The sequence below is a fragment of the Streptomyces sp. NBC_00178 genome, from assembly GCF_036206005.1.
GTDB lineage: Bacteria > Actinomycetota > Actinomycetes > Streptomycetales > Streptomycetaceae > Streptomyces.
The window spans coordinates 4,670,068-4,688,650 of the sequence record NZ_CP108143.1; the positions used below are offsets into that span (position 1 = coordinate 4,670,068).

Here is an 18,583-nt window from a genome sequence, read left to right on the forward strand (position 1 = left end):
AATGACCGCAAGGATCCTCCCTGCCGTCGGTGACGCCGACGCGGCAAGGTCCGTGACCACTCTGCTCAGCCAGCTCCCGGACGCCGAGCCGGCGTCTCCGGTCGGCGACTCGACGCAGCTCATCGACACGCTGGCCAGGCTGGCCGGCGAGTCCATCGAGGAGCTGCCCGAGGTGGTGCTGGTCCATGAGCGGATCGGCCCCGTGCCCGCCTTGGAACTGATCCGGGAGGTATCTCTGCGCTTTCCCTCGGTCGGGGTCGTCCTGATCACCGCGGACGCCAGCCAGGGACTCTTCCAGGCCGCCATGGACGCCGGCGCCCGAGGTCTGGTCACCCTGCCCCTGAGCTACGAGGAGCTCGCCAACCGGGTCCAGGCGGCCGGACAGTGGTCCACCGGAGTGCGGCGGCACCTGGGCGCCGGTGGCGATGTCTTCACCGGCCCCGGCGGCACCGTCGTCACCGTGACCGGCGCCAAGGGCGGTGTCGGTGCCACGGTGACCGCCGTGCAGCTCGCCCTGGCCGCACAGGCGTCGGGGCAGACCGCCGCGCTCGTCGACCTGGACCTCCAGACGGGAGACATCGCCTCCTACCTCGATGTGCAGTTCCGGCGGTCGATCGTCGACCTGGCCGCCATCTCCGACATCTCACCCCGGGTCCTGTCCGATGCGGTGTTCTCCCACGCCACCGGCCTCGCGCTGCTGCTGGCACCCGGTGAGGGCGAACGAGGGGAGGAGGTCAGCGACCGGTCCGCCCGGCAGATCGTGAGCGCCCTGCGGTCGCGCTACGGGATCGTCGTCATCGACTGCGGGAGTCAGATGAACGGTGCCAACGCCGCCGCCATCGAGATGGCGGACATCGCGGTCCTCGTGACGACACCCGACGTGGTCGCCGTGCGGGGTGCGAAGCGCATCGTGCGGATGTGGGACCGGCTCCAGATCCGCAAGGCGGAGGAGACGGTCACGCTCGTCAACCGCTTCAACCGCAACACGGAGATCCAGCCGCCTCTCATCCAGCGGATCACCGGCACGCGGATGGCGGGCACGGCGGTGCCGGCGAACTTCAAGGAGCTGCAGGGAGCGGTCGATTCGGGGCGGATGCACGAATTGGACGCACGTTCCACGGTGAAACAGGCCCTGTGGGCCCTGGCAGGGGAGCTCGGACTCCTGAAGGCTCCTCCCGGGACGGAACCGCGCGGCAGCGTGCTGCGCGGCGACAGAGGGTCGATCGGTGGCCGTCGGCGCAAGGGCGGCTCGGCGGGCGGGGGAGGCTGACAGCGATGCGGACGAGGACCACCGGAGCGCGGGGCACGGTACGGGCACGGCTGAGAGGTGACCGGGGGCAACTGATCGTCGAATTCACCGGAATGGTGCCGATCATTCTGGTCACCCTGGTCCTGCTCTGGCAGGCGGTACTCGTGGGCTACACCTTCGTGCTGGCAAGCGGTGCTGCGGACCAAGGAGTGCGCAAGGCGGTGGCCGCCGGCGCCTGGGACCGGCAGAGCCGCTGTCGGGCCGCGGTCCATGAGCGGTTGCCCGACGCGTGGGAAGGGCCCGCCCGGATCGACGAGTGCGGTACCCAGGGACGCGACATGGTCAAGGTCAGCATCACGCTGAGGGCCCCGGTCCTCTTCCCGGGATTCGCCAGCCTTCCCATTCCCGTCAAGGCCGAGGCCGGCGCGGCCGCAGAGGGGAAGTGACCTGTCATGGCATGGATACGGGCGTCCCGGACGGCCCCCGGCCGGGACCGGGGCTCGACAGCCATCGAATACCTCGGTTTCCTTCCGGTCCTCATCATCATCGGACTGGCGGGCATCCAGCTGGGACTGATCGCCTACACCGCGCAGCAGGCAGGCACGGGCGCGAGAGCGGCGGCGCGTACGGCGTCGCAGGCCGGCACCTACGGGTCGTACGAGCGGGTCGGCAAGGAATCCATGACCGGCTGGGTGGCGGACAGGGCCGTCGTCTCTTCGCCGACGGGAGGCGACACGGTGACGGTGAAGGTCACGGTCGGCATCCCGGACGTGCTCCTGGGTCTGCTGGGCGACCGGACCGTAGAGAAGTCCGCCACCATGCCGCGCGACTGAGCGCGGCCCTTCATCCGAGGAGTACCACCCATGAGTCTGCGGGCACGCATCACCGCCCCCGAGGAGCGCGGAGGGGGACGGGAGGACGGCCACCTGGTCGCCACCTACCGCGCGAAACTCCTCGAGGAGATAGACCTCGCGGAGATGTCCTCGCTGGCCGCAGCCGACCGGCGCGCCCGGTTGGAACGGGTCCTGGGCCACATCATCAGCCGGGAAGGGCCCGTCCTCTCCACGATCGAGCGCTCCCAGCTCATCCGCCGGGTGGTGGACGAGGCACTGGGGCTCGGCGTGCTCGAACCCCTTCTGGAGGATGCCTCCATCACCGAGATCATGGTCAACGGGCCGGACCAGATCTTCGTGGAGCGAGCGGGCAGGGTCGAGCAGCTGCCGATGCGTTTCGCCAGCCACGAGCAGCTCATGCAGACGATCGAGCGGATCGTCTCCACCGTCAACCGGCGTGTGGACGAAGCCAATCCGATGGTCGATGCCCGGCTTCCGAGCGGGGAGCGTGTCAACGTGATCATCCCGCCGCTCTCGCTGACGGGCGCCACCCTCACTATCCGTCGATTCCCGAGGTCCTTCTCGCTCCGGGAGATGATCGGTTTCGGTTCTCTGGACGAGCAGATGCTGCTCCTGCTGGCCGGGCTCGTCCAGGCGAAGTTGAACGTGATCGTGTCCGGGGCGACGGGTACGGGCAAGACCACCTTGCTCAACGCGCTCTCCGGGCTCATTCCGGACGGCGAGCGCATCGTGACCATCGAGGACTCGGCCGAACTCCAGCTTCAGCAGAACCATGTGATCCGGCTCGAGACCCGTCCGGCGAACGTGGAGGGAAAGGGCCAGGTCACCATCAGGGACCTGGTCCGGAACTCGCTGCGTATGCGCCCCGACCGCATCGTCGTCGGTGAGGTCCGTGGAGGCGAATCGCTCGACATGCTCCAGGCGATGTCGACCGGTCACGACGGATCGCTGGCGACCGTCCACGCCAACAGCGCGGAGGACGCGCTGATGCGTCTGCAGACCCTCGCCTCGATGTCGGAGATCAAGATCCCCTTCGAAGCCCTCCATGATCAGATCAACAGCGCGGTCGACGTCATCGTCCAGCTCACCCGGCACGCCGACGGCACCAGGAAGATCACCGAGATCGCGGTGCTCGACTCGCACGGCAGGGACCCCTACAAGATCGTCACCGTGGCCCGCTTCTCCGCACGCCCGATGGACACCGACGGAGTGATCCACGGCGAGTTCCAGGCGCTTCCGCTCCCACGGCGCATCGCTGACCGGCTCTACATGGCCGGACAGCCGATCCCCCAGGCCTTCGGCGTCGCCCCCTCAGACGAGTATCTCGCCACCCGAGAGGCCAGATAGGTACCCCGACATGGACAACCTCGTACCACTCACCATCGGTGTCACGTTGCTGTGCTGTGTCATGGGAGTCATGGGGCAGCACGCCTACAGTTCGGGCAAGGCCCAGCGCGAGGCGCTCGTGGACCGGCTTTCCTCGACCGGGCAGATCGACCTCGGACCTCAGCGCCGGTTCCGAGGGCTCGACCGCCGGCTGCGCAGGACGGGACTCGGCAAGAGGATCGAGCTGAAGCTGGCCGCCACCGGACTCGACATCACACCGGGCGAGTACTTCTTCTACGTCCTGTGCTGCATCGCCGGTGTGTGGCTCATCGCCGCCTCCGTCCTGGCCTCGTTCTTCGGGCCACTGGCCGCGCTCGCCGGTGTCTGGAGTGCCAACACCTTCCTCAACTGGCATCGCACCAAGCGCACCGAAGCCTTCATCGGTCAGCTGCCGGAGATCTCACGCGTGCTGGCCAACGCGACCCAGGCCGGACTGTCCCTGCGCACGTCCATCGCCATGGCTGCGGACGAGCTGGAGGCACCCGCGGGCGCGGAACTGAGGGTCGTCGCCGACCAGCTTGCCGTCGGCCGCACCCTCGACGACGCACTCGACGAACTCGCCGAGCGTCTGCCCTCACGTGAGCTGGTCGTCCTCGTCTCGACCCTGATCCTCTCCAACCGGGCAGGCGGTCAGGTGGTCTCCTCCCTGCGCAACCTCACCGTCACGCTGGAGGAACGCAAGGAGACCCGGCGAGAGGTCCGCACCCAGCTCTCGCAGGTCAACACCACGGCCTACGCAGTCCCGGCCATCGGCATCGGCGCGATGCTGCTGGTGAACTCGATTCTGCCCGGAGCGCTCGACCGGATGACCGGGTCCGTCGCGGGCCAGATCGCGGTGATCGTGTCCCTGGGTCTGTACGCGCTCGGTTTCGTCGCCATCCGTCGCATTTCCAAGATCGATATCTGAGGAGGGGGCGGACATGGAACTGCTGCTCGCACTCGCCGTGGGCCTCAGCGTGCTGGGGATCTTCAAGGGCATACGGATGTACCGAGCCGAGGCCACACTTCCCGGCGATCTGGCCCTGGCGCTGGAGGTGGGATCCACCCGCACCACCGCGGTGGGCTCCGGCATCGACCGGCTCGGTATGCGCTGGGCACCTCTGGTGCTGCGTCTCATGGGGCCCAAGAACGTCAACGAGAAGCGCCGCAAGATCGACATGGCGGGCAATCCCGGCGGCCTGACCATCGACAGGTACGCCGCCCGCCGTGCCGTCTACAGCGCCCTCGGCGGCTTCGCGGCGTTCGCGATGCTGAGCAGCGGCAAGATCTTCATGGCCCTTTTCATGGTCGCCTTCGGCCTGTTCTGGGGCGAGGTCGGCATCTGGGCAGCGGTGCGCAAACGGCGGGACGACATCGACCGTACGCTCCCCGACTTCCTCGACGTGCTCGCCGTCGTCGTATCCGCCGGCCTCGGGTTCCGGCAGGCTCTCGACCGGGTGGCCGAGAAGTACCAGGGCCCTTGGTCCGACGAGTTGCGCATCACCCTGCGCCAGATGGACATGGGCGTGAGCCGACGGCAGGCCTTCGACGAGCTGCGCAAGCGCAATGACTCCGAGCAGGTCGCCATGTTCGTCACCGCGCTGCAGCAGGGAGAGGAACTCGGCGCGCCGATCGTCGACACCCTCATCGCCATCGCCAACGACATGCGGCGCACCGACGCGCAGAACGCACGACGCAAGGCGGCCAAGGCCGTTCCCAAGGCCACACTTATGGTCACCACCTTCATGATCCCCGCAACCATGATCCTCATGGGTGCCGCCATGCTGCTCGGGTCCGACACCGATCTCGGATCCCTCACGGGGGAGTGAGCGGCCGCCGATGACGATCTTCCTGCAGCGGGGCCGTTTCGAGGAGTCCTCGAACGCCACCCTGTCCGCTCCGGCAGGACCGGCGCCCACGGTCTCCATCCAGGTCAACGCGTTGTCGGCTCTTGCCCGCCAGGTGTTTCTCTTCCGGCTCGCCACGATCGCCATCGGCACACCACAGGCACTCGACAACAGTGCCCCCGGGCTGGCCGGATGGCTGGTCGCCTCGGCGGTGCTCGTGACGATCGTCGGTTCGTACGCCCTGTACCGGGACTGGGAACGCTTCGGGCCGCTCCTCGTGCGACACCCGCTGCTGCTCGGCGCGGACACGCTCTTCGGTGCCCTGCTCCTCTTCACCGCGACCCCGGAGTCGACTCTCGGATACGCGGTCGTCTGCACCCCACTGCTGGCGGGACTGCTCTACGGCTGGCGTGCAGCGGGCGTGTTCGCCGTGCTGCAGGGGCTGATCCTCGCCGCAGCCTACGGCGCCGAGGGCAGGCTCCAGACGGGGCTTTCCAGCGCTCTCCTGCTGCCCGGCTTCTGCGTTCTCGCCGGTGCGGTGGGCGTGGCCCTGCGCAACCTGATGCTCAGGGTCGGCTCGGCGAGCCACGCGCTGACCGAAACCCGAGCGAGGCTCGCGGTCAGCGTCGCCGTGGAGGAGGAGCGCGCCCGACTGGCGCGCGACATGCACGACTCCGTGGCCAAGACCCTCCACGGCCTGGCTCTGGCGGCCGACGGTCTGGCCCACTCCGCCGACCGGACGGATCCGCTCACGGTCAAGCACCAGGCCGAACTGGTGGCGCGCTCCGCGCGTCGGGCCGCCGCCGAGTCCCGCGAGCTCCTGTCCGATCTGCGTCGGGAGTCAGGCCTCGACGGAGGGGTCGACATCATCACGGAACTACAAGCGCGTGCAGCCGATTTCATGCGTCGCAACGGGACCAGCACCGTATTCCGAACCCTTGGGGACACCCCGGTGCCCCCGGTCCCCCAGGTGGTCGCCCGGCAACTGCTCACCGTCGCGTCCGAGGCGATGGAGAACGCCCGCCGGCACGCCCACCCCACTTACCTCGTGGTGCTCGCAGGCATCAAGGGCGACGTCCTGCGAGTGAGTGTGTACGACGACGGCGAAGGGCTGCCCGCCGGCACCACGCTCGACGACCTGAAGCGCGCCGGACACTTCGGGCTCGTGGGCATGGTCGAGAGGGCGGCCTCGATCGGCGCCCGCATCCGCATCGGAAAGGGCCGGGCGGCCAAGGGGACCGAGGTGCGGCTGGAACTGCCGACGGCTGCACTCCACTCCGGCTTCGAGCCCCAGCTGAACTGAATCGAAACCCGCGAGAACGCGTTACGCCAACCACCCCACCACACGAGAGGAGGTCGCAGAATGCCGGACGACATCTCACGCGCTTGGGGAAAGAGCTGGTCGGCGCGGAACCACGCCTCCCAGCACACGTCTGCGCACAGCAGCCCCGACAGCACGGAACACCCAGCCCCCGGATTCCCGGCTCCCCGTCACCCCACAACACCCGACGAACTCCCCCCATTTCCCAGCAGTTCGGAGACTCCCTCCGCCGGCCCGCTGCGCGTCGTGGTCGCGGACGACAACCCGGTGGTCAGGGCAGGTCTCGGAGTGCTGCTCAGCGGTCGTGCGGACATCCAGGTCGTCGCCGAGGCCACGGACGGCCGCGAGGCATACGAGGCGGCAGTGCGGCACCGGCCGGACGTGGTCCTCCTCGATGTCCGGATGCCCGGTGTGGACGGCATATCCGCCCTGCCTCACCTGGTGCGGATTGCACCCGTGATGATGCTGACCTACAGCCGCGAGAGTGACATCGTGCACGAGGCCCTGCGCCTGGGCGCCGGGGGATATCTGGTCCACGGAGAGTTCACGGCCGACCAGTTGGTGCAGGCCGTACGCGACACGAGAGGCGGACGTGCCCACTTCACCGCCACCGCCGCGAACGCCCTCCTCGCCCATATGCGCCAAGGGCCCGCCCCAGGGACGACGCAGCTGCCCGACGGCCTGGGCGGTGCTCTGGCAGGCGGCCCTCCGTACGTGGCTCCCGGCCATCCGTCCCCTGCGGAGCAGAGCGGGCGGAGCGGACCTGTGGACCCGGGGCCGGCCGGGCCGGGGTACGGCCTGCATCCAGAAAACCTTTCGCATCTGCAACCTGTTGTGGGACAGTCGTCGTCAGATGGAGTACAGGAGCGACAGGTGGGTCCCAACAGGGCCCAATACCAGTTGAGTTCGAGGGAGGCGGAGGTCATGGAACTGATTGCGTCGGGCATGAGCAACCACCAGATCGCCGCGACCTGCTTCATCAGTGAGAAGACGGTCAAGAACCACATCAACAGGATCTTCACCAAGCTGCACAGCAGCAGCCGCAGCGAGGCGATCGCCCGCTGGCTCGGCACGGCACCGGGATCGGGACCTGCGACGAGGGGGGCGGGCCGTCATGGCTGAACGGGGGAGGGCACGACCGGGCCGCGAGCGCCCAGGACTGCCGAGGGCCCGACGACGGGCCCAAGAGGGGCTTTGGGCCCGGCTTTGGGCCCTGGGGCCCTGCATCGGAGGGGGTTCCCGGCCGTACGTTTCTCATGTCGCAAGCGGCACCGGCCAGGAGGAAGCCGGTAACGGGGGCGGCACCACAGGAACTCACGCGTCGGCCGGCACCATCCGGCCGGCCGGACTCGGAGGGGAACACCATGAGCAACCTGATGCTGAAGGCTTCCGTCAACGCCAAGGTCTGGGCGAACACGTCCGTCGAGCGCATGAAGGCCCGAGCGGACCGGGGGCAGGGCGCGGTGGAGTACCTGGGCATCATCGTGGTGGTCGTGGCGATCATCGGAGTGCTCATGACGACGAACTTCGGGAACGCGATCGCCACCGCCATCAGCACGCAGATCGGCAAGATCACGGGCGGCTGATCACCGGCAGAGCGCGCGAGGCAGGGCAGGCCTTCCCCATCTATGTTGCGGTGGTGGCGGGCCTGCTCTTCCTTGCGTTCGCCTACTTCGCCGTCGGACAGGCCTCGATGAAGAAGAACGAGGCTCAGACGGCGGCCGACGCGGCTGCGCTCGCTGCCGCGCAGGATGCGCGCGACGAGTGGAGCTGGCCCGGGGTGTTCGACCTCGACGAGTGGCGTGACCTGCTGAACGGACGGTCCGCCGGCTCCGGTTCCTGCGCCGCCGCGGCTCGCCTGGCGTCGGAGAACGATGCCACGAAGACGTCCTGCTATCAGGACTATTCCCCAGAGGTGTCATACACGGTCACAGTGGAGACCAACAAGACGGTCGGCAGCTCGGTGATCGCCAGTACCGAGTCGAAGAAGGCCACGGCAACTGCGAGGGCCGTCATCGAGCCGCGTTGCCGGGTTGAAGAGGATCTGCGTGCCACGCCGAGCCCGCGTCCCCCTGACGAGGACGACGACACGGACGAGCCGGATGACCGGAAGTCGTACAAAGTCGTCTGTGATGACGAAGACTTCGGTATCGATCCCGAGCACCTCGACCTGCTGCCGGACCTGGCAGACCTGTTCTCCGTCCATCTGGCCGACAAGTAAGTGAACGTCACCGAGAGGATCACGCCGATGCGTGCAGCCATGACCCGGATTCGCTTCAAGGGGGCCGGCCTCACAGCCGCCGCCGTAGCCATGGCTGTCGTCCTGACGGCTTGTGGGGGCGATGGAGGCACCGACAAGCCCGAGAGCAAGCCCCGGGAGGCCGCCACCTCAAGTGGGAAGAGCCCATCCTCAGCACCTGCGGAGGAGGACGAGACCCAGGTGCTGGCCACGATCACGGGCAAAGACGGAGTGGAAGTCGTCGTCAACACGGTCAAGCGGGAGACCGGAGGATTCGTCACCGTCAAAGGGCAGGTCAAGAATGGATCCAAGCAGATCTGGACCGCGCCGGGATGGCAGGGAACAGAGCAGGAAGTAGTCGGCAACGGTGCTTCGATGGCCGGGGCCTCGCTGGTGGATCAGACCGGGAAGAAGCGCTACCTCGTTCTCCGGGACACGGATGGCCGGTGCTTGTGCACCAAGTTCGAGGGCTTGACGCCGGGAGCGGGGACACCGTTCTTCGCCCAGTTCCCGTCCCCGCCGCAGTCCACCACCGAGGTCGACTTCCAGATCCCCACCATGCCCACTGCGACGATCAAGATCTCGGGGTGACGACGCTCATGAAGTCACCTACCCACTCACCCGCCGCAGCCCGAAGGGTGCTTCGTTCGCGCCTCGGTCTCACCGCTGCCGCAGCCGTCGTCCTCGGCACCTCGGCACTCTGGGGCGCGACCCCGGTCTCCGCGGATGACAATCCCACTGCTGTTCCCAGCGCGTCACCGCCGGTCGAGGTCGACGCGAACTCGCCCGGCCTCATGCTCGGCGACGGGGCGACGCTCGGCGACGTGCGCGTACTCGACATCAAGTCGATCGTGGAGGACATGGGGGGTGAGGAACGCCGTGAGGACACCAATGCGGACATCACCTTCGCCCTCCAGGCCGAGGTGCTGTTCGGCAAGGACAGCGCCAAACTGAGCGGAGCCGCTACGGCTCGCATCAACGCCATCGCTGCCGAGATCGAGGCGCAGAAGGCATCTAACGTGCGCGTCTTCGGGTTCACGGACAACCTCGGCTCCTCGGCGCACGGAGACGTTCTGTCCAAGCAACGCGCGAACGCTGTGCAAGGGGTTCTCGTCCAGAAGATCCCCAGCGTCACCTTCGAGATCCGTGGCTACGGTGAGCAGTACCCGATCGCGAGCAATGACACCGAAGAGGGCCGCAAGAAGAACCGGCGCGTGGAGGTCTCCTTCCCACGCACCAGCGGCTCGCAGAGCTGAAGGACCTGAACGGGGGCGGCACCCCCGACCGCCAGGCGGTCCGGGGTGCCGCTCGTTCCTGTCAGGATGCCGCGACCGACCGCCCCCTCAGAACCGCATCGCGACGAATCCCGCCAGCAGCCCCAGCGCGAACAGCCCCAGCACCACGGCGAACACCGTCGGCATCAGTATCGGGCCCCAGGAGCCCGGCCCCGCCACCGTCGCCCGCCCGGCCGGGTCCGCGGGGTCGTAGGAGACGCGGACCGGTGCGCCGACCTCGAAGCCGAACGGGCCCGGGGCGTGGTCGGTGAACTCCACCTCGCGTCCGTCGGGGGCGCGGAACGCGAAGACGTACTCCGTGCGGTAGCGGTTCTCCATGTCGGAGCCGCGGTCGACGACGCGCCGCCGCGCGCACCGGCCCTCGGCGCGTTCGCCGCTGCGGACCAGTCGCAGCACCCGGGCGAGCCGGAGGCCGGAACGGACCGCGAACGCGCCCAGGAACAGGCCGAACAGCAGCAGGAAGGTGGCCGTGCCACCGGGCAGTACGTCCATGAACGAGGCTCCGCAGGCGTTTACTTGACCGTGATGGACTTGACGAACGCGTCCAGGTCGGCGGGGCTCAGGGCGCCCTTCACCGCGTTGACCCGGATGGCGAACGGTACGTCCTTCGAGTCGACCCCGGCCACCACGACCCCCGTCATCCTGGTCCCCTTCGCCGGGGTGGACTGCTCCCCGGACGACGTGAACTCGTAGTCGATCCTCCGGGCGTCACGGGCGCTCTCCTCTCCCGCGAGGCGTACGTCGCGCGTGCCCTTGCGGGTCGTGCCCAGGCCGATCCCCGCGCCGGCGGCCGCGGCGGCCTCGTCGGCGTCGTCCACCCCGGTCGCGAAGTCCAGCTGGACCGAGACCATGCCCGTGCGCAGTCCCTTCTCCTCCTTGAGCGCCACGGCGGCGTTCGCCTCGGCGCGTTCGGCGGCGGGCTGGACGGCGTACCCCTGGTCCTCCGGGTAGCCGACGGACACGCTCGCGGTGTCCAGCGTCCCCCAGCCGTCGGGGACCGATGCGGTGTCCATGCCGCCGCATCCGCCGAGCAGTGTCAGGCCGAGAGCGGCGGTCACGGCCGTGCCGAGCGCCTTGGACTTCGTCAACGTCATCGCCCCTTGGTCGCACGCGTGTTCACTGTGCGCAGTAGCTGTACGGGAGGTAGGCGCGCTTGTCGCCCTGCGGAGCTCCGAGGAACTGCGCGTCCGTCAGTGACTCCTTCTTGTGCTCGTCGGAGATGGAGAACCCCAGACTCATACCCAGCGAGACCTCGAATCCGAACTCCTGGGCGTCGGTCTCGCCGAGGTACTGCAGCGTGCTGGACAGGCCGTCCTGGAACATCAACTGCTCGAAGGGGTCGGTCCCGGCGGGCTTCCGCTGCAGGGAGTTGTCGCCGAACATGTACGCGAAGGGCGCGGTGTTGTCGCCGGATCCGTCCAGCCACTGCTCGGCGACGGCCCGCTTGTCCTCCGTGGCCTTGTCGGTCTCCTTGCCGAAGACGATCGAGTTCGTCTGCACCTCGATGCCGGTGTCGCCGGAGGAGTCCGTGACCCCGCCCTTGCCGCCGCGCTTGTCCTTGTCCTTCTGGCCGTTGTCGCCGCCGGCCTCGCCCTTGTCGGACGTCGATGTCTTCTCGACCGTCTTCGTCATGTCGATCCGGACGATCTTCCCGGTCTTCTGGTCGCGGGTCACGGTGATGGCGCCCGTGTGGGTGTCCTTCGCGCCGGCCGTGCCTCCGAACGGGCCGACGTTGCCGCCGACCTTGCCCTCGATCTCCAGCTTGGCGGTGTAGGTGTAGGACTCGTTGCCGTTGACGTCGTCCTTGGTGATGGTCACGTCCGGTGAGAACTTGGCCTTGCCGCCGAGCTTGGCGCCCAGTTTGTCCTCGTCGCCCGGCTTGAAGGAGAGCCCGCCGTCGGCGTAGACGTTGAGGCCGATGGTCGAGTAGGAGATCTTCTTGTCGCCGATCTTCTTCTCGATGTCCTCCTTCTTCTCCGCCCACTTCATGCCGGAGTACCAGCCGCCGCCGTAGCCGCCGCTGTGCTTCATCGAGGTCTCCCACATCTTCATTTCCTCGATGTCGTCCCGCATCTTCTGGGCGTCGGCCTCGCTCTTGAACACCCAGGTGTCACCGTTGGTGATCTTGATGCCGCCGCCGATGTCGACGTCCGCCTTGCCCAGGCTGCCGAGCTTCACCCCCGGTGTGCTGGCGTTGACACCCGCGGAGGCCGCGTCGGTGAAGGTCATGTAGACGAGCTTGTCGTTCTCGTCGACCTTCCCGTCCCCGTTCACGTCGGTGGAGGCCTGGGCGACCTTCTGCTGGAATCCGTACTCCTCGCCCCACTCGAACCAGCCGATCTTCACCTTGCCGCCGGCGGTGTCGGAGATGTTCGATATCTGGCAGAGCTTCGGTTCGTAGTCGGCGTCGGTCTTCGGCTTCGCCGTGCCGTCCCCGCCCGTCGTGCACCCGCTGCCGCCGCCGGTCAGCGAGGTGATGGCGCAGCGGATGCGGTCACCGATCCGGCCCCCGATGCCGGCCATGGCGAGGGCGCCGACCAGCGCGACGACGAGGACGATGACACCGAGGTACTCGGTGGCCGTGGCCCCGTTGTCACGCCAGTCGTAGGAGCGGGTGTACGTCGTCGGCGCGGGCGCGGGACCGTCGTCACGCCCCTCCATCAGCCGGTCCAGGGCCAGCCCCACGGCGGCACCCGTCACCATCGCCACGACCGGCATCAGCAGTCCCTCGGTGCCGACCACGTCCCACGTCACGGCGTAGCCGAACGCGAGCCCGGCGACCGGGACGGCGAGTGTGCCGAGCAGGTACGGCGTGCGTGAGGCGCGCTGCCGGTCGGGGAGGGCGCGGGCGCTCGCCAGCACCGTCAGCACGGTGACGAGCACGCCGGGAAGGTGCAGCAGCGCCAGCCGCCAGCCGAACTGTTCGAGGCGTTCGTCGGTGGCGAGCGTCTCGACGAGCGCCCGCGTCACCAGGAACCCGGAGACGACGTACACGAGGGCGCCGGCGGCCCAGGCGCGGCTCAGGGGGAAGAACCAGCCGCCCCCGCCTGCCGGGCCACCGGTGGGGCCCGGCGGTATGTGACCCGGAACCCGGTCTCCCCAATCACTGCCACCGCTCACGGTTCCGCCCTCTCACCGTCACCCGCTCCGTCGTCCGACGGGGGTGAGCGTACGACCGGGAAGGGGGTCCCGACCTGGGCCCCCGGCCCCAAAAGAGGGCCCAACTGTGGTCGGTCCAAAAGTCGTTCGCGGCGGCGCCGTGCGCGCACCGTGCCCGGGCGGACTCCCGGCGGCGTCCGCTCCGTCGGCCCTCGGGTGGACCGCTGGGCCCGTGGGCCCACGACGAGCGGGGGTGCGGCGGTTAGCGTCGTACCCGCAGCCGTCCGGGAGACGGCAGGACGCCGGGGCTGCCGCCGGCGGCCGCTCGCGGGCGCCGCGAGTCTCGATCCGCCCTCAGGACGACGGGAGCACCGGGTGAACGCAGGACAGGGAGTGACGGCCGACGCGAATGGCACCGGCAGCTGGACCCTCGACCTGAGAGGGCTCTCCGTGCGGCAGGTGTCCGCGTCCTCGGACCCGATGGGCGAGCAGCCGCCGTCGTTCGCGCTCGTGTTCGACGGGGTGGCCGACGTCGCCGTCGAGGGGCCCGTACGGATGACGAAGGGCTCCGTCGCCGCCAGGGGCGCCACCGAACTGCCGGTCACGGCCGTGTGCGGAGCACTGGTCGGTGCGACGGTGCTCTCGGCCACCTGCTCCTCGGCGGGGTCGCTGCGGCTCGTGTTCAGTACCGGCCACCACGTCACCGTCCGGGGCGACGACCCGGGCGTACGGGTCCGGGTGCGCAGGCAGGGAGCCTTCGAGTGGGTCGGCGGGGGCGGGACCGGTGTGATGACGCCGCTCGGGTAGTCCTCGCCCACCCCGTGGGTCACCGCCGTGTGTCACCCCCGTGGGTCACCCCGGGGCGCCGGCGTGGGCTACCCCCCCGTGGACCACCTGTCGCGCTCACCCGCGTCGCTTACCCGCGTCGCTTACCCGCGTCGCTTACCCGCGTCGCTTACCCGCGTCGCTCACCCGCGTCGCTCACCGGAGTCGTCCACCCCTTCGGCCGCTCCGCGCGTGCCCTTCGTCCCGGGAGGGTTCGGGGCGTCGGCGGGGATGGGCGCGGAGACGTTCCCGCGGCGGGGCCCGCCGTTGAGCACGACGTGCGCCACCACGCCTGCCACCAGCCCCCAGAAAGCCGATCCGATGCCGAACAGGGTCACCCCGGAGGCCGTGGCCAGGAAGGTGATCAGCGCTGCCTCCCGGTCCTTCTCCTCGCGTACCGCGCCCGTCAGACCGCCGGACAGGGCCCCGAGGAGCGCGACCCCGGCCAGGGCCGCGACGAGTTCCTTCGGCAGACCGGCGAAGAACGCCACGAGGGTGGAGCCGAACGAGCCGACCACCAGGTACACCGCCCCGCAGGCCACCCCCGCGACGTAGCGGCGGCGCGGATCGCGGTGGGCCTCCGGTCCGGTGCAGATCGCCGCCGTGATGGCCGCGAGGTTCACCGCATGGGAACCGAAGGGGGCGAGAGCGGCGGACACCAGGCCCGTGGACCCGACCAGGAGCCGGTCGTCGGGCCGGTAGCCGGACGCGGACAGCACCGCGACCCCGGGCGCGTTCTGCGAGGCCAGCGTCGCCAGGGTCAGCGGCACCGCGATGCCGACCAGTGAGGCCGCGGAGAAAGCCGGCGCGGTGAACACGGGGTGCACCAGGCCGACATGGTCCAGGCGTACGTGCAGCCGCGAGCTCGCGGCCGCGCACACCACCCCGGCGGCGAGAGCGAGGAGGACCGCGTACCGGGGGAGCCACCGTCTGCCCAGGAGGTAGGCCAGCAGCACGGATCCGGCGATGACCGGGGTGTGCTCCAGCGACGTGAACAGCCCCGTGCCGAAGGAGAAGAGGATGCCGGCGAGCATGGCGGAGACGACCGCACCCGGGACGAGCCGCATCAGCCTCCCGAAGATCCCGGTCAGCCCGATCAGCGCGATGACGATCCCCGACACGACGTACGCGCCGATCACCTCGCCGTACGCGTAGGAGCCGATGCTCGTGACCAGCAGCGCCGCACCCGGTGTCGACCAGGCGGTGACCACCGGCATCCGGGTCCACAGGCTGAGGCCGACGCAGGTGAGCCCGCTGCCGACCGAGACCGCCCAGATCCAGGAGCCGGTCCGCGCGGGGTCCAGGTGTCCGGCGCGGGCCGCGGCCAGCACGATGACGAGCGGCCCGGAGGTAGGACACGACCACCGCGACGACCCCGGCCAGCACGGCCGGCAGCGAGAGGTCGCGCAGCAGCCGCGGGCCCCGGCGCGGTGGCGGTGCGCCGGGCGACGGCGGCTCCGCGCGTTCCCCCAGCGCCGGTGACGATGCTCCGGCCATGCCCGGTGCCGCCCTTCTCGCGTGTGCCGTACCTCGGCGCCCGGAACCCTCGCACGGTGCCCCGGCCGGGCACCGCCGGGTCCGGCAGCCGAGACGGGGGCCACCGCGAGCCCCTCGGACGCGAGGACGCGAAGCTCCCCCGGGACGTCGGCCGACGCGAGGCCCCGCCGCGCACCCGGGGTCTGCGAGCGCCGCCGTCCGCCCCGGCGTGCCGGCCCGTCCGGGGACGGGCCCATAATCGGCCGTATGCCCGATCAGCAGACGCGCCTCCTCCCGGCGGCGCCCGACACCCGTGCCACCCGGCGGCGCGCCACGGTCCTGCTCACGGCCGCGGCCCCGGCGCTGGTCGTCTACGCGGCGGTCCGTGCCGTCGGGCTCCTCGTGTTCTGGGTGTGGGCCTCGGTCGCCGGGAAGGACGCCTGGCATCTGCTCGGCGGCCGCTGGGACTCCGTCTGGTACCAGCGGATCGCCGAGAACGGGTACGGCTACACGGTCACCCTCCCCGACGGCGGTCTCCACCCCGACCTGGCCTTCTTCCCGCTCCTTCCCGTCCTGGAGCGATCGCTCGCAGCCGTGACGCCGCTCACCGTCCAGGGCGCGGGGATCGTCGTCGCCTGGTCGGCGGGGCTCTTCGCCGCCTGGGGCATCCACGCGGTCGGCGCCCGGCTGTACGGGCGGCGCGCCGGGCTGGTGCTGGTCGCGCTGTGGGGCGCGTACCCGACGGCGTTCGTGCAGTCGATGGCGTACACGGAGACCCTGTTCACCGCGCTCGCCGCATGGTCCCTGTACGCCGCGCTCAGGGGCCGCTGGCTCGCCGCCGGGGCCCTCTGCGTCCTGGCGGGGCTGACCCGGCCCTCCGCTGCGGCGCTCATCGCCGCGCTCGCCGTGACGGGGGCCGCCGGCCTCGTCGGGGAGTACCGGGCGGGCGGCCGCGAGGGCCTGCTGCGCCGCAACGCGCGCATGCTGCTCGGAGTCTGCCTCGCCCCGCTCGGCTGGCTGGCCTACGTGGTGTTCGTCGCCGTGCGCCAGGGCAGCCCGTTCGCGTACTTCGAGGTGCAGGCGCAGTGGGGCAACAGCATCGACGGCGGCCGGGCGCTGGCCGTCTTCATCGCCGGCCTCCCGCTGCCCGCCGCCCTCGGACTGTGCGCCGCGCTGGGGCTGCTGGGATGGCTGATGTACCTGTGCGTACGGCAGCGGCAGCGGCAGCCACTGCCCGTCCTGGTGTACGGCATCGCGATCGTCGTCGTCTCGCTCATCGGCTCCGGGTACTTCGGCTCCCGTCCGCGCCTGATGATGCCCGCCTTCCCGCTGCTGCTGCCCCCCGCCGTGGCACTGGCCCGGCTGCGCCCGACGGCGCGCACCGGCGCCGTCCTGGCCGCGCTCGCCGTCGGCTCGGCCGCCTACGGCGCGTGGACACTGCTGGGTCCGGGCCCGCCCTGAACTCCGCCGGGTGACGGGCCCGCCCGGCCACGGCCGAACGACGGGCCCGCCCTGAACTCCGCCGGGTGACGGGCCCGCCCGGCCACGGCCGAACGACGGACCCGCCCTGAACACCGCCGGGTGACGGGCGGCACGCCCGCGGAGACCAGGCTCCCCACACGTCCCTGACGGACACGGCACCGGAGGTCCCCGCCGTGCTCCGTCACGGCGCAGGCGGTGAAACCTCCGCAGCGGCCGCCGAGACCCGCACGCACGCCCCCGGCCGCAGGCCCCAGGACGCCATCGCCCCCGCCTCCGCCTCGACCACGTGACGGGCGCGGAGCCGGGGCAGGCCCAGCCGTCCGGGCTTCATCGTGCGCACCGCGATCACGCCGAACTTCCGGTCCAGGTAGGCCACATCGATGGTGAACCGCATCCGGAAGGTGTGGATGCTCCCGCACGGGGTGATCAGCAGGGCCCCGTCCACACCGTCGGCACCGAGGAGCCCCCGCGCCCGCGCCCGGTACGACGCCGCTATCCGCAGCGGAACCTCCCGCACCCCGGTGTCCGTCCCGACCGTCAGTGTCCCGCCGCCGTCCCGCCATGTCCCCATGGGCACCGACCGTAGCCCCCCGGCGCACCGGGTGGGTCCGGAACACCGCGCAGTGGGTCCCAGGGCCCAAGACCCGCCCGGGCGGGCCGGATTAGGGTCGGCCGTGTGGACGCCACACTGATTGCGGTCGCCGCGCTCTGGGGCGCCGCCGCCGGACTGCTGCTCCCGCGCGCCGCGTACCGCTTCTCGGTCGAGCCCGAGGAGCCCTGGCGCGACGCGTGCCCGGCCGGGCACGCGCTCACCGGCCCGGCCCGCGGCTGGCTGGGCGCGACGCGGTGCGCGGCCTGCGCCGTGGCCGTCCCCTCGGCCCCCGTGGGCGGTGCGGCCACGGCCCCCGCGCGCCCCGCGCCCCCGCGCTACGCCCCCGGCGTCGCCGCGCCCGTCGCCACCGCGCTGGCCTGCGCGGCCCTCGCCGCCGCGACCGGCACCCGCCCGGAGGCCGCCGTATGGCTGCTCCTCGCGCCGGTCGCGGTACTGCTGGCCGTCATCGACCGCCGGGTCCACCGGCTGCCCGACCCCCTGACGCTGCCCCTGGCGGGCGCCGCGGCCCTCCTCCTGGGGGTCGCCGCGCTGCTCCCGGAACACGGCGGATCCTGGCTCTCGGCCCTGCTCGGCGGAGCGGTTCTCGGCGGCTTCTACTTCCTGCTCTTCCTGATCAACCCGAACGGCATGGGCTTCGGCGACGTGAAGCTCGCCCTCGCGCTGGGCGTGGGGCTCGGCTGGTACGGCTGGGCCGTCCTGTGCGTGGGCGGTTTCGCCGGGTTCCTGTTCGGCGCCCTCTACGGGGCGGGGCTGATGCTGCTGCGCCGGGCGGGCCGCAGGACGGGCATCCCCTTCGGCCCGTTCATGATCGCCGGAGCGCTTCTCGGGCTGCTGTTCGGAGGCCTCGCCGCCTGACGGTCACCGGGCGTACGGACGTACGGACGCCGCTGATATCCATTCGCGCGGGGAGGCCGCGGC

The 18,583-nt window shown here is 70.5% G+C and carries 19 protein-coding genes and 1 pseudogene; 15 read left to right on the plus strand and 5 right to left on the minus strand.

Going from position 1 to position 18,583, the window contains the following annotated elements:
- The first annotated feature begins 1 nt into the window (after position 1).
- The 12 genes from OHT61_RS20595 to OHT61_RS20650 all read left to right on the plus strand — a co-directional run bounded on the left by OHT61_RS20595 (position 2) and on the right by OHT61_RS20650 (position 10,131).
- Positions 2-1,270: an AAA family ATPase gene (locus OHT61_RS20595; RefSeq protein WP_329040245.1), complete on the plus strand. Its 1,269-nt coding sequence runs from the start codon at positions 2-4 to the stop codon at positions 1,268-1,270.
- Between the two features lie 5 nt (positions 1,271-1,275).
- The gene (locus OHT61_RS20600) at positions 1,276-1,695 is read left to right on the plus strand and encodes a pilus assembly protein (protein WP_329040246.1); all 420 of its coding nucleotides are present in this window, start codon (positions 1,276-1,278) and stop codon (positions 1,693-1,695) included.
- A gap of 6 nt (positions 1,696-1,701) precedes the next feature.
- Entirely contained in the window at positions 1,702-2,082 is a 381-nt protein-coding gene (locus OHT61_RS20605; protein ID WP_329040247.1) for a TadE/TadG family type IV pilus assembly protein, read from the plus strand.
- 30 nt (positions 2,083-2,112) lie between these two features.
- Positions 2,113-3,450, plus strand: a complete 1,338-nt coding sequence (locus OHT61_RS20610) for a CpaF family protein (protein WP_329040248.1) — start codon at positions 2,113-2,115, stop codon at positions 3,448-3,450.
- Positions 3,451-3,460: 10 nt separating this feature from the next.
- Positions 3,461-4,396, plus strand: coding sequence for a type II secretion system F family protein (locus tag OHT61_RS20615; RefSeq protein WP_329040249.1), 936 nt, complete (start codon positions 3,461-3,463; stop codon positions 4,394-4,396).
- A 13-nt stretch (positions 4,397-4,409) separates the two neighbouring features.
- Positions 4,410-5,297 carry a DUF5936 domain-containing protein gene (locus OHT61_RS20620; RefSeq protein ID WP_329040250.1) on the plus strand — a complete coding sequence of 296 codons (888 nt, stop codon included), beginning with the start codon at positions 4,410-4,412 and terminating at the stop codon, positions 5,295-5,297.
- Positions 5,298-5,307: 10 nt separating this feature from the next.
- The gene (locus OHT61_RS20625) at positions 5,308-6,618 is read left to right on the plus strand and encodes a sensor histidine kinase (RefSeq protein WP_329040251.1); all 1,311 of its coding nucleotides are present in this window, start codon (positions 5,308-5,310) and stop codon (positions 6,616-6,618) included.
- Positions 6,619-6,678: 60 nt separating this feature from the next.
- Positions 6,679-7,758 carry a response regulator transcription factor gene (locus tag OHT61_RS20630; protein ID WP_329040252.1) on the plus strand — a complete coding sequence of 360 codons (1,080 nt, stop codon included), beginning with the start codon at positions 6,679-6,681 and terminating at the stop codon, positions 7,756-7,758.
- Positions 7,759-8,000: 242 nt separating this feature from the next.
- Positions 8,001-8,222: a hypothetical protein gene (locus tag OHT61_RS20635; protein ID WP_329040253.1), complete on the plus strand. Its 222-nt coding sequence runs from the start codon at positions 8,001-8,003 to the stop codon at positions 8,220-8,222.
- Positions 8,222-8,857, plus strand: coding sequence for a pilus assembly protein TadG-related protein (locus OHT61_RS20640; RefSeq protein WP_329043341.1), 636 nt, complete (start codon positions 8,222-8,224; stop codon positions 8,855-8,857). Before OHT61_RS20635 ends, OHT61_RS20640 begins: the two co-directional genes overlap by 1 nt.
- Positions 8,858-9,466, plus strand: coding sequence for a hypothetical protein (locus OHT61_RS20645; RefSeq protein ID WP_329040254.1), 609 nt, complete (start codon positions 8,858-8,860; stop codon positions 9,464-9,466).
- A gap of 8 nt (positions 9,467-9,474) precedes the next feature.
- Positions 9,475-10,131 (plus strand): OmpA family protein, encoded by a 657-nt coding sequence (locus OHT61_RS20650; protein ID WP_329040255.1) that lies wholly within the window; start codon positions 9,475-9,477, stop codon positions 10,129-10,131.
- 87 nt (positions 10,132-10,218) lie between these two features.
- On the opposite strand, the gene OHT61_RS20655 is transcribed toward OHT61_RS20650, so the two are convergent.
- The 3 genes from OHT61_RS20655 to OHT61_RS20665 are packed head-to-tail and all read right to left on the minus strand — an operon-like array spanning position 10,219 to position 13,290.
- Positions 10,219-10,662, minus strand: coding sequence for a DUF3592 domain-containing protein (locus OHT61_RS20655; protein WP_329040256.1), 444 nt, complete (start codon positions 10,660-10,662; stop codon positions 10,219-10,221).
- A 20-nt stretch (positions 10,663-10,682) separates the two neighbouring features.
- The gene (locus OHT61_RS20660; protein ID WP_329040258.1) at positions 10,683-11,264 is read right to left on the minus strand and encodes a hypothetical protein; all 582 of its coding nucleotides are present in this window, start codon (positions 11,262-11,264) and stop codon (positions 10,683-10,685) included.
- A 22-nt stretch (positions 11,265-11,286) separates the two neighbouring features.
- Positions 11,287-13,290, minus strand: a complete 2,004-nt coding sequence (locus OHT61_RS20665) for a hypothetical protein (protein WP_329040260.1) — start codon at positions 13,288-13,290, stop codon at positions 11,287-11,289.
- Positions 13,291-13,644: 354 nt separating this feature from the next.
- Between OHT61_RS20665 and OHT61_RS20670 the strand changes: the two genes are divergently transcribed.
- Positions 13,645-14,076 (plus strand): DUF6188 family protein, encoded by a 432-nt coding sequence (locus tag OHT61_RS20670; RefSeq protein ID WP_329040262.1) that lies wholly within the window; start codon positions 13,645-13,647, stop codon positions 14,074-14,076.
- A 161-nt stretch (positions 14,077-14,237) separates the two neighbouring features.
- Here the strand turns inward: OHT61_RS20670 and OHT61_RS20675 are convergent.
- A pseudogene (locus OHT61_RS20675) lies at positions 14,238-15,591 on the minus strand (benzoate/H(+) symporter BenE family transporter).
- Positions 15,592-15,837: 246 nt separating this feature from the next.
- Here OHT61_RS20675 and OHT61_RS20680 point away from each other — a divergent pair.
- Positions 15,838-17,031, plus strand: a complete 1,194-nt coding sequence (locus tag OHT61_RS20680) for a hypothetical protein (protein WP_329040264.1) — start codon at positions 15,838-15,840, stop codon at positions 17,029-17,031.
- 202 nt (positions 17,032-17,233) lie between these two features.
- On the opposite strand, the gene OHT61_RS20685 is transcribed toward OHT61_RS20680, so the two are convergent.
- Positions 17,234-17,623, minus strand: coding sequence for a DUF192 domain-containing protein (locus tag OHT61_RS20685; protein WP_329040266.1), 390 nt, complete (start codon positions 17,621-17,623; stop codon positions 17,234-17,236).
- A gap of 105 nt (positions 17,624-17,728) precedes the next feature.
- On the opposite strand from OHT61_RS20685, the gene OHT61_RS20690 reads away from it, so the two are divergent.
- Positions 17,729-18,520, plus strand: a complete 792-nt coding sequence (locus OHT61_RS20690; protein ID WP_329040268.1) for an A24 family peptidase — start codon at positions 17,729-17,731, stop codon at positions 18,518-18,520.
- The last annotated feature ends 63 nt before the right edge of the window (positions 18,521-18,583 follow it).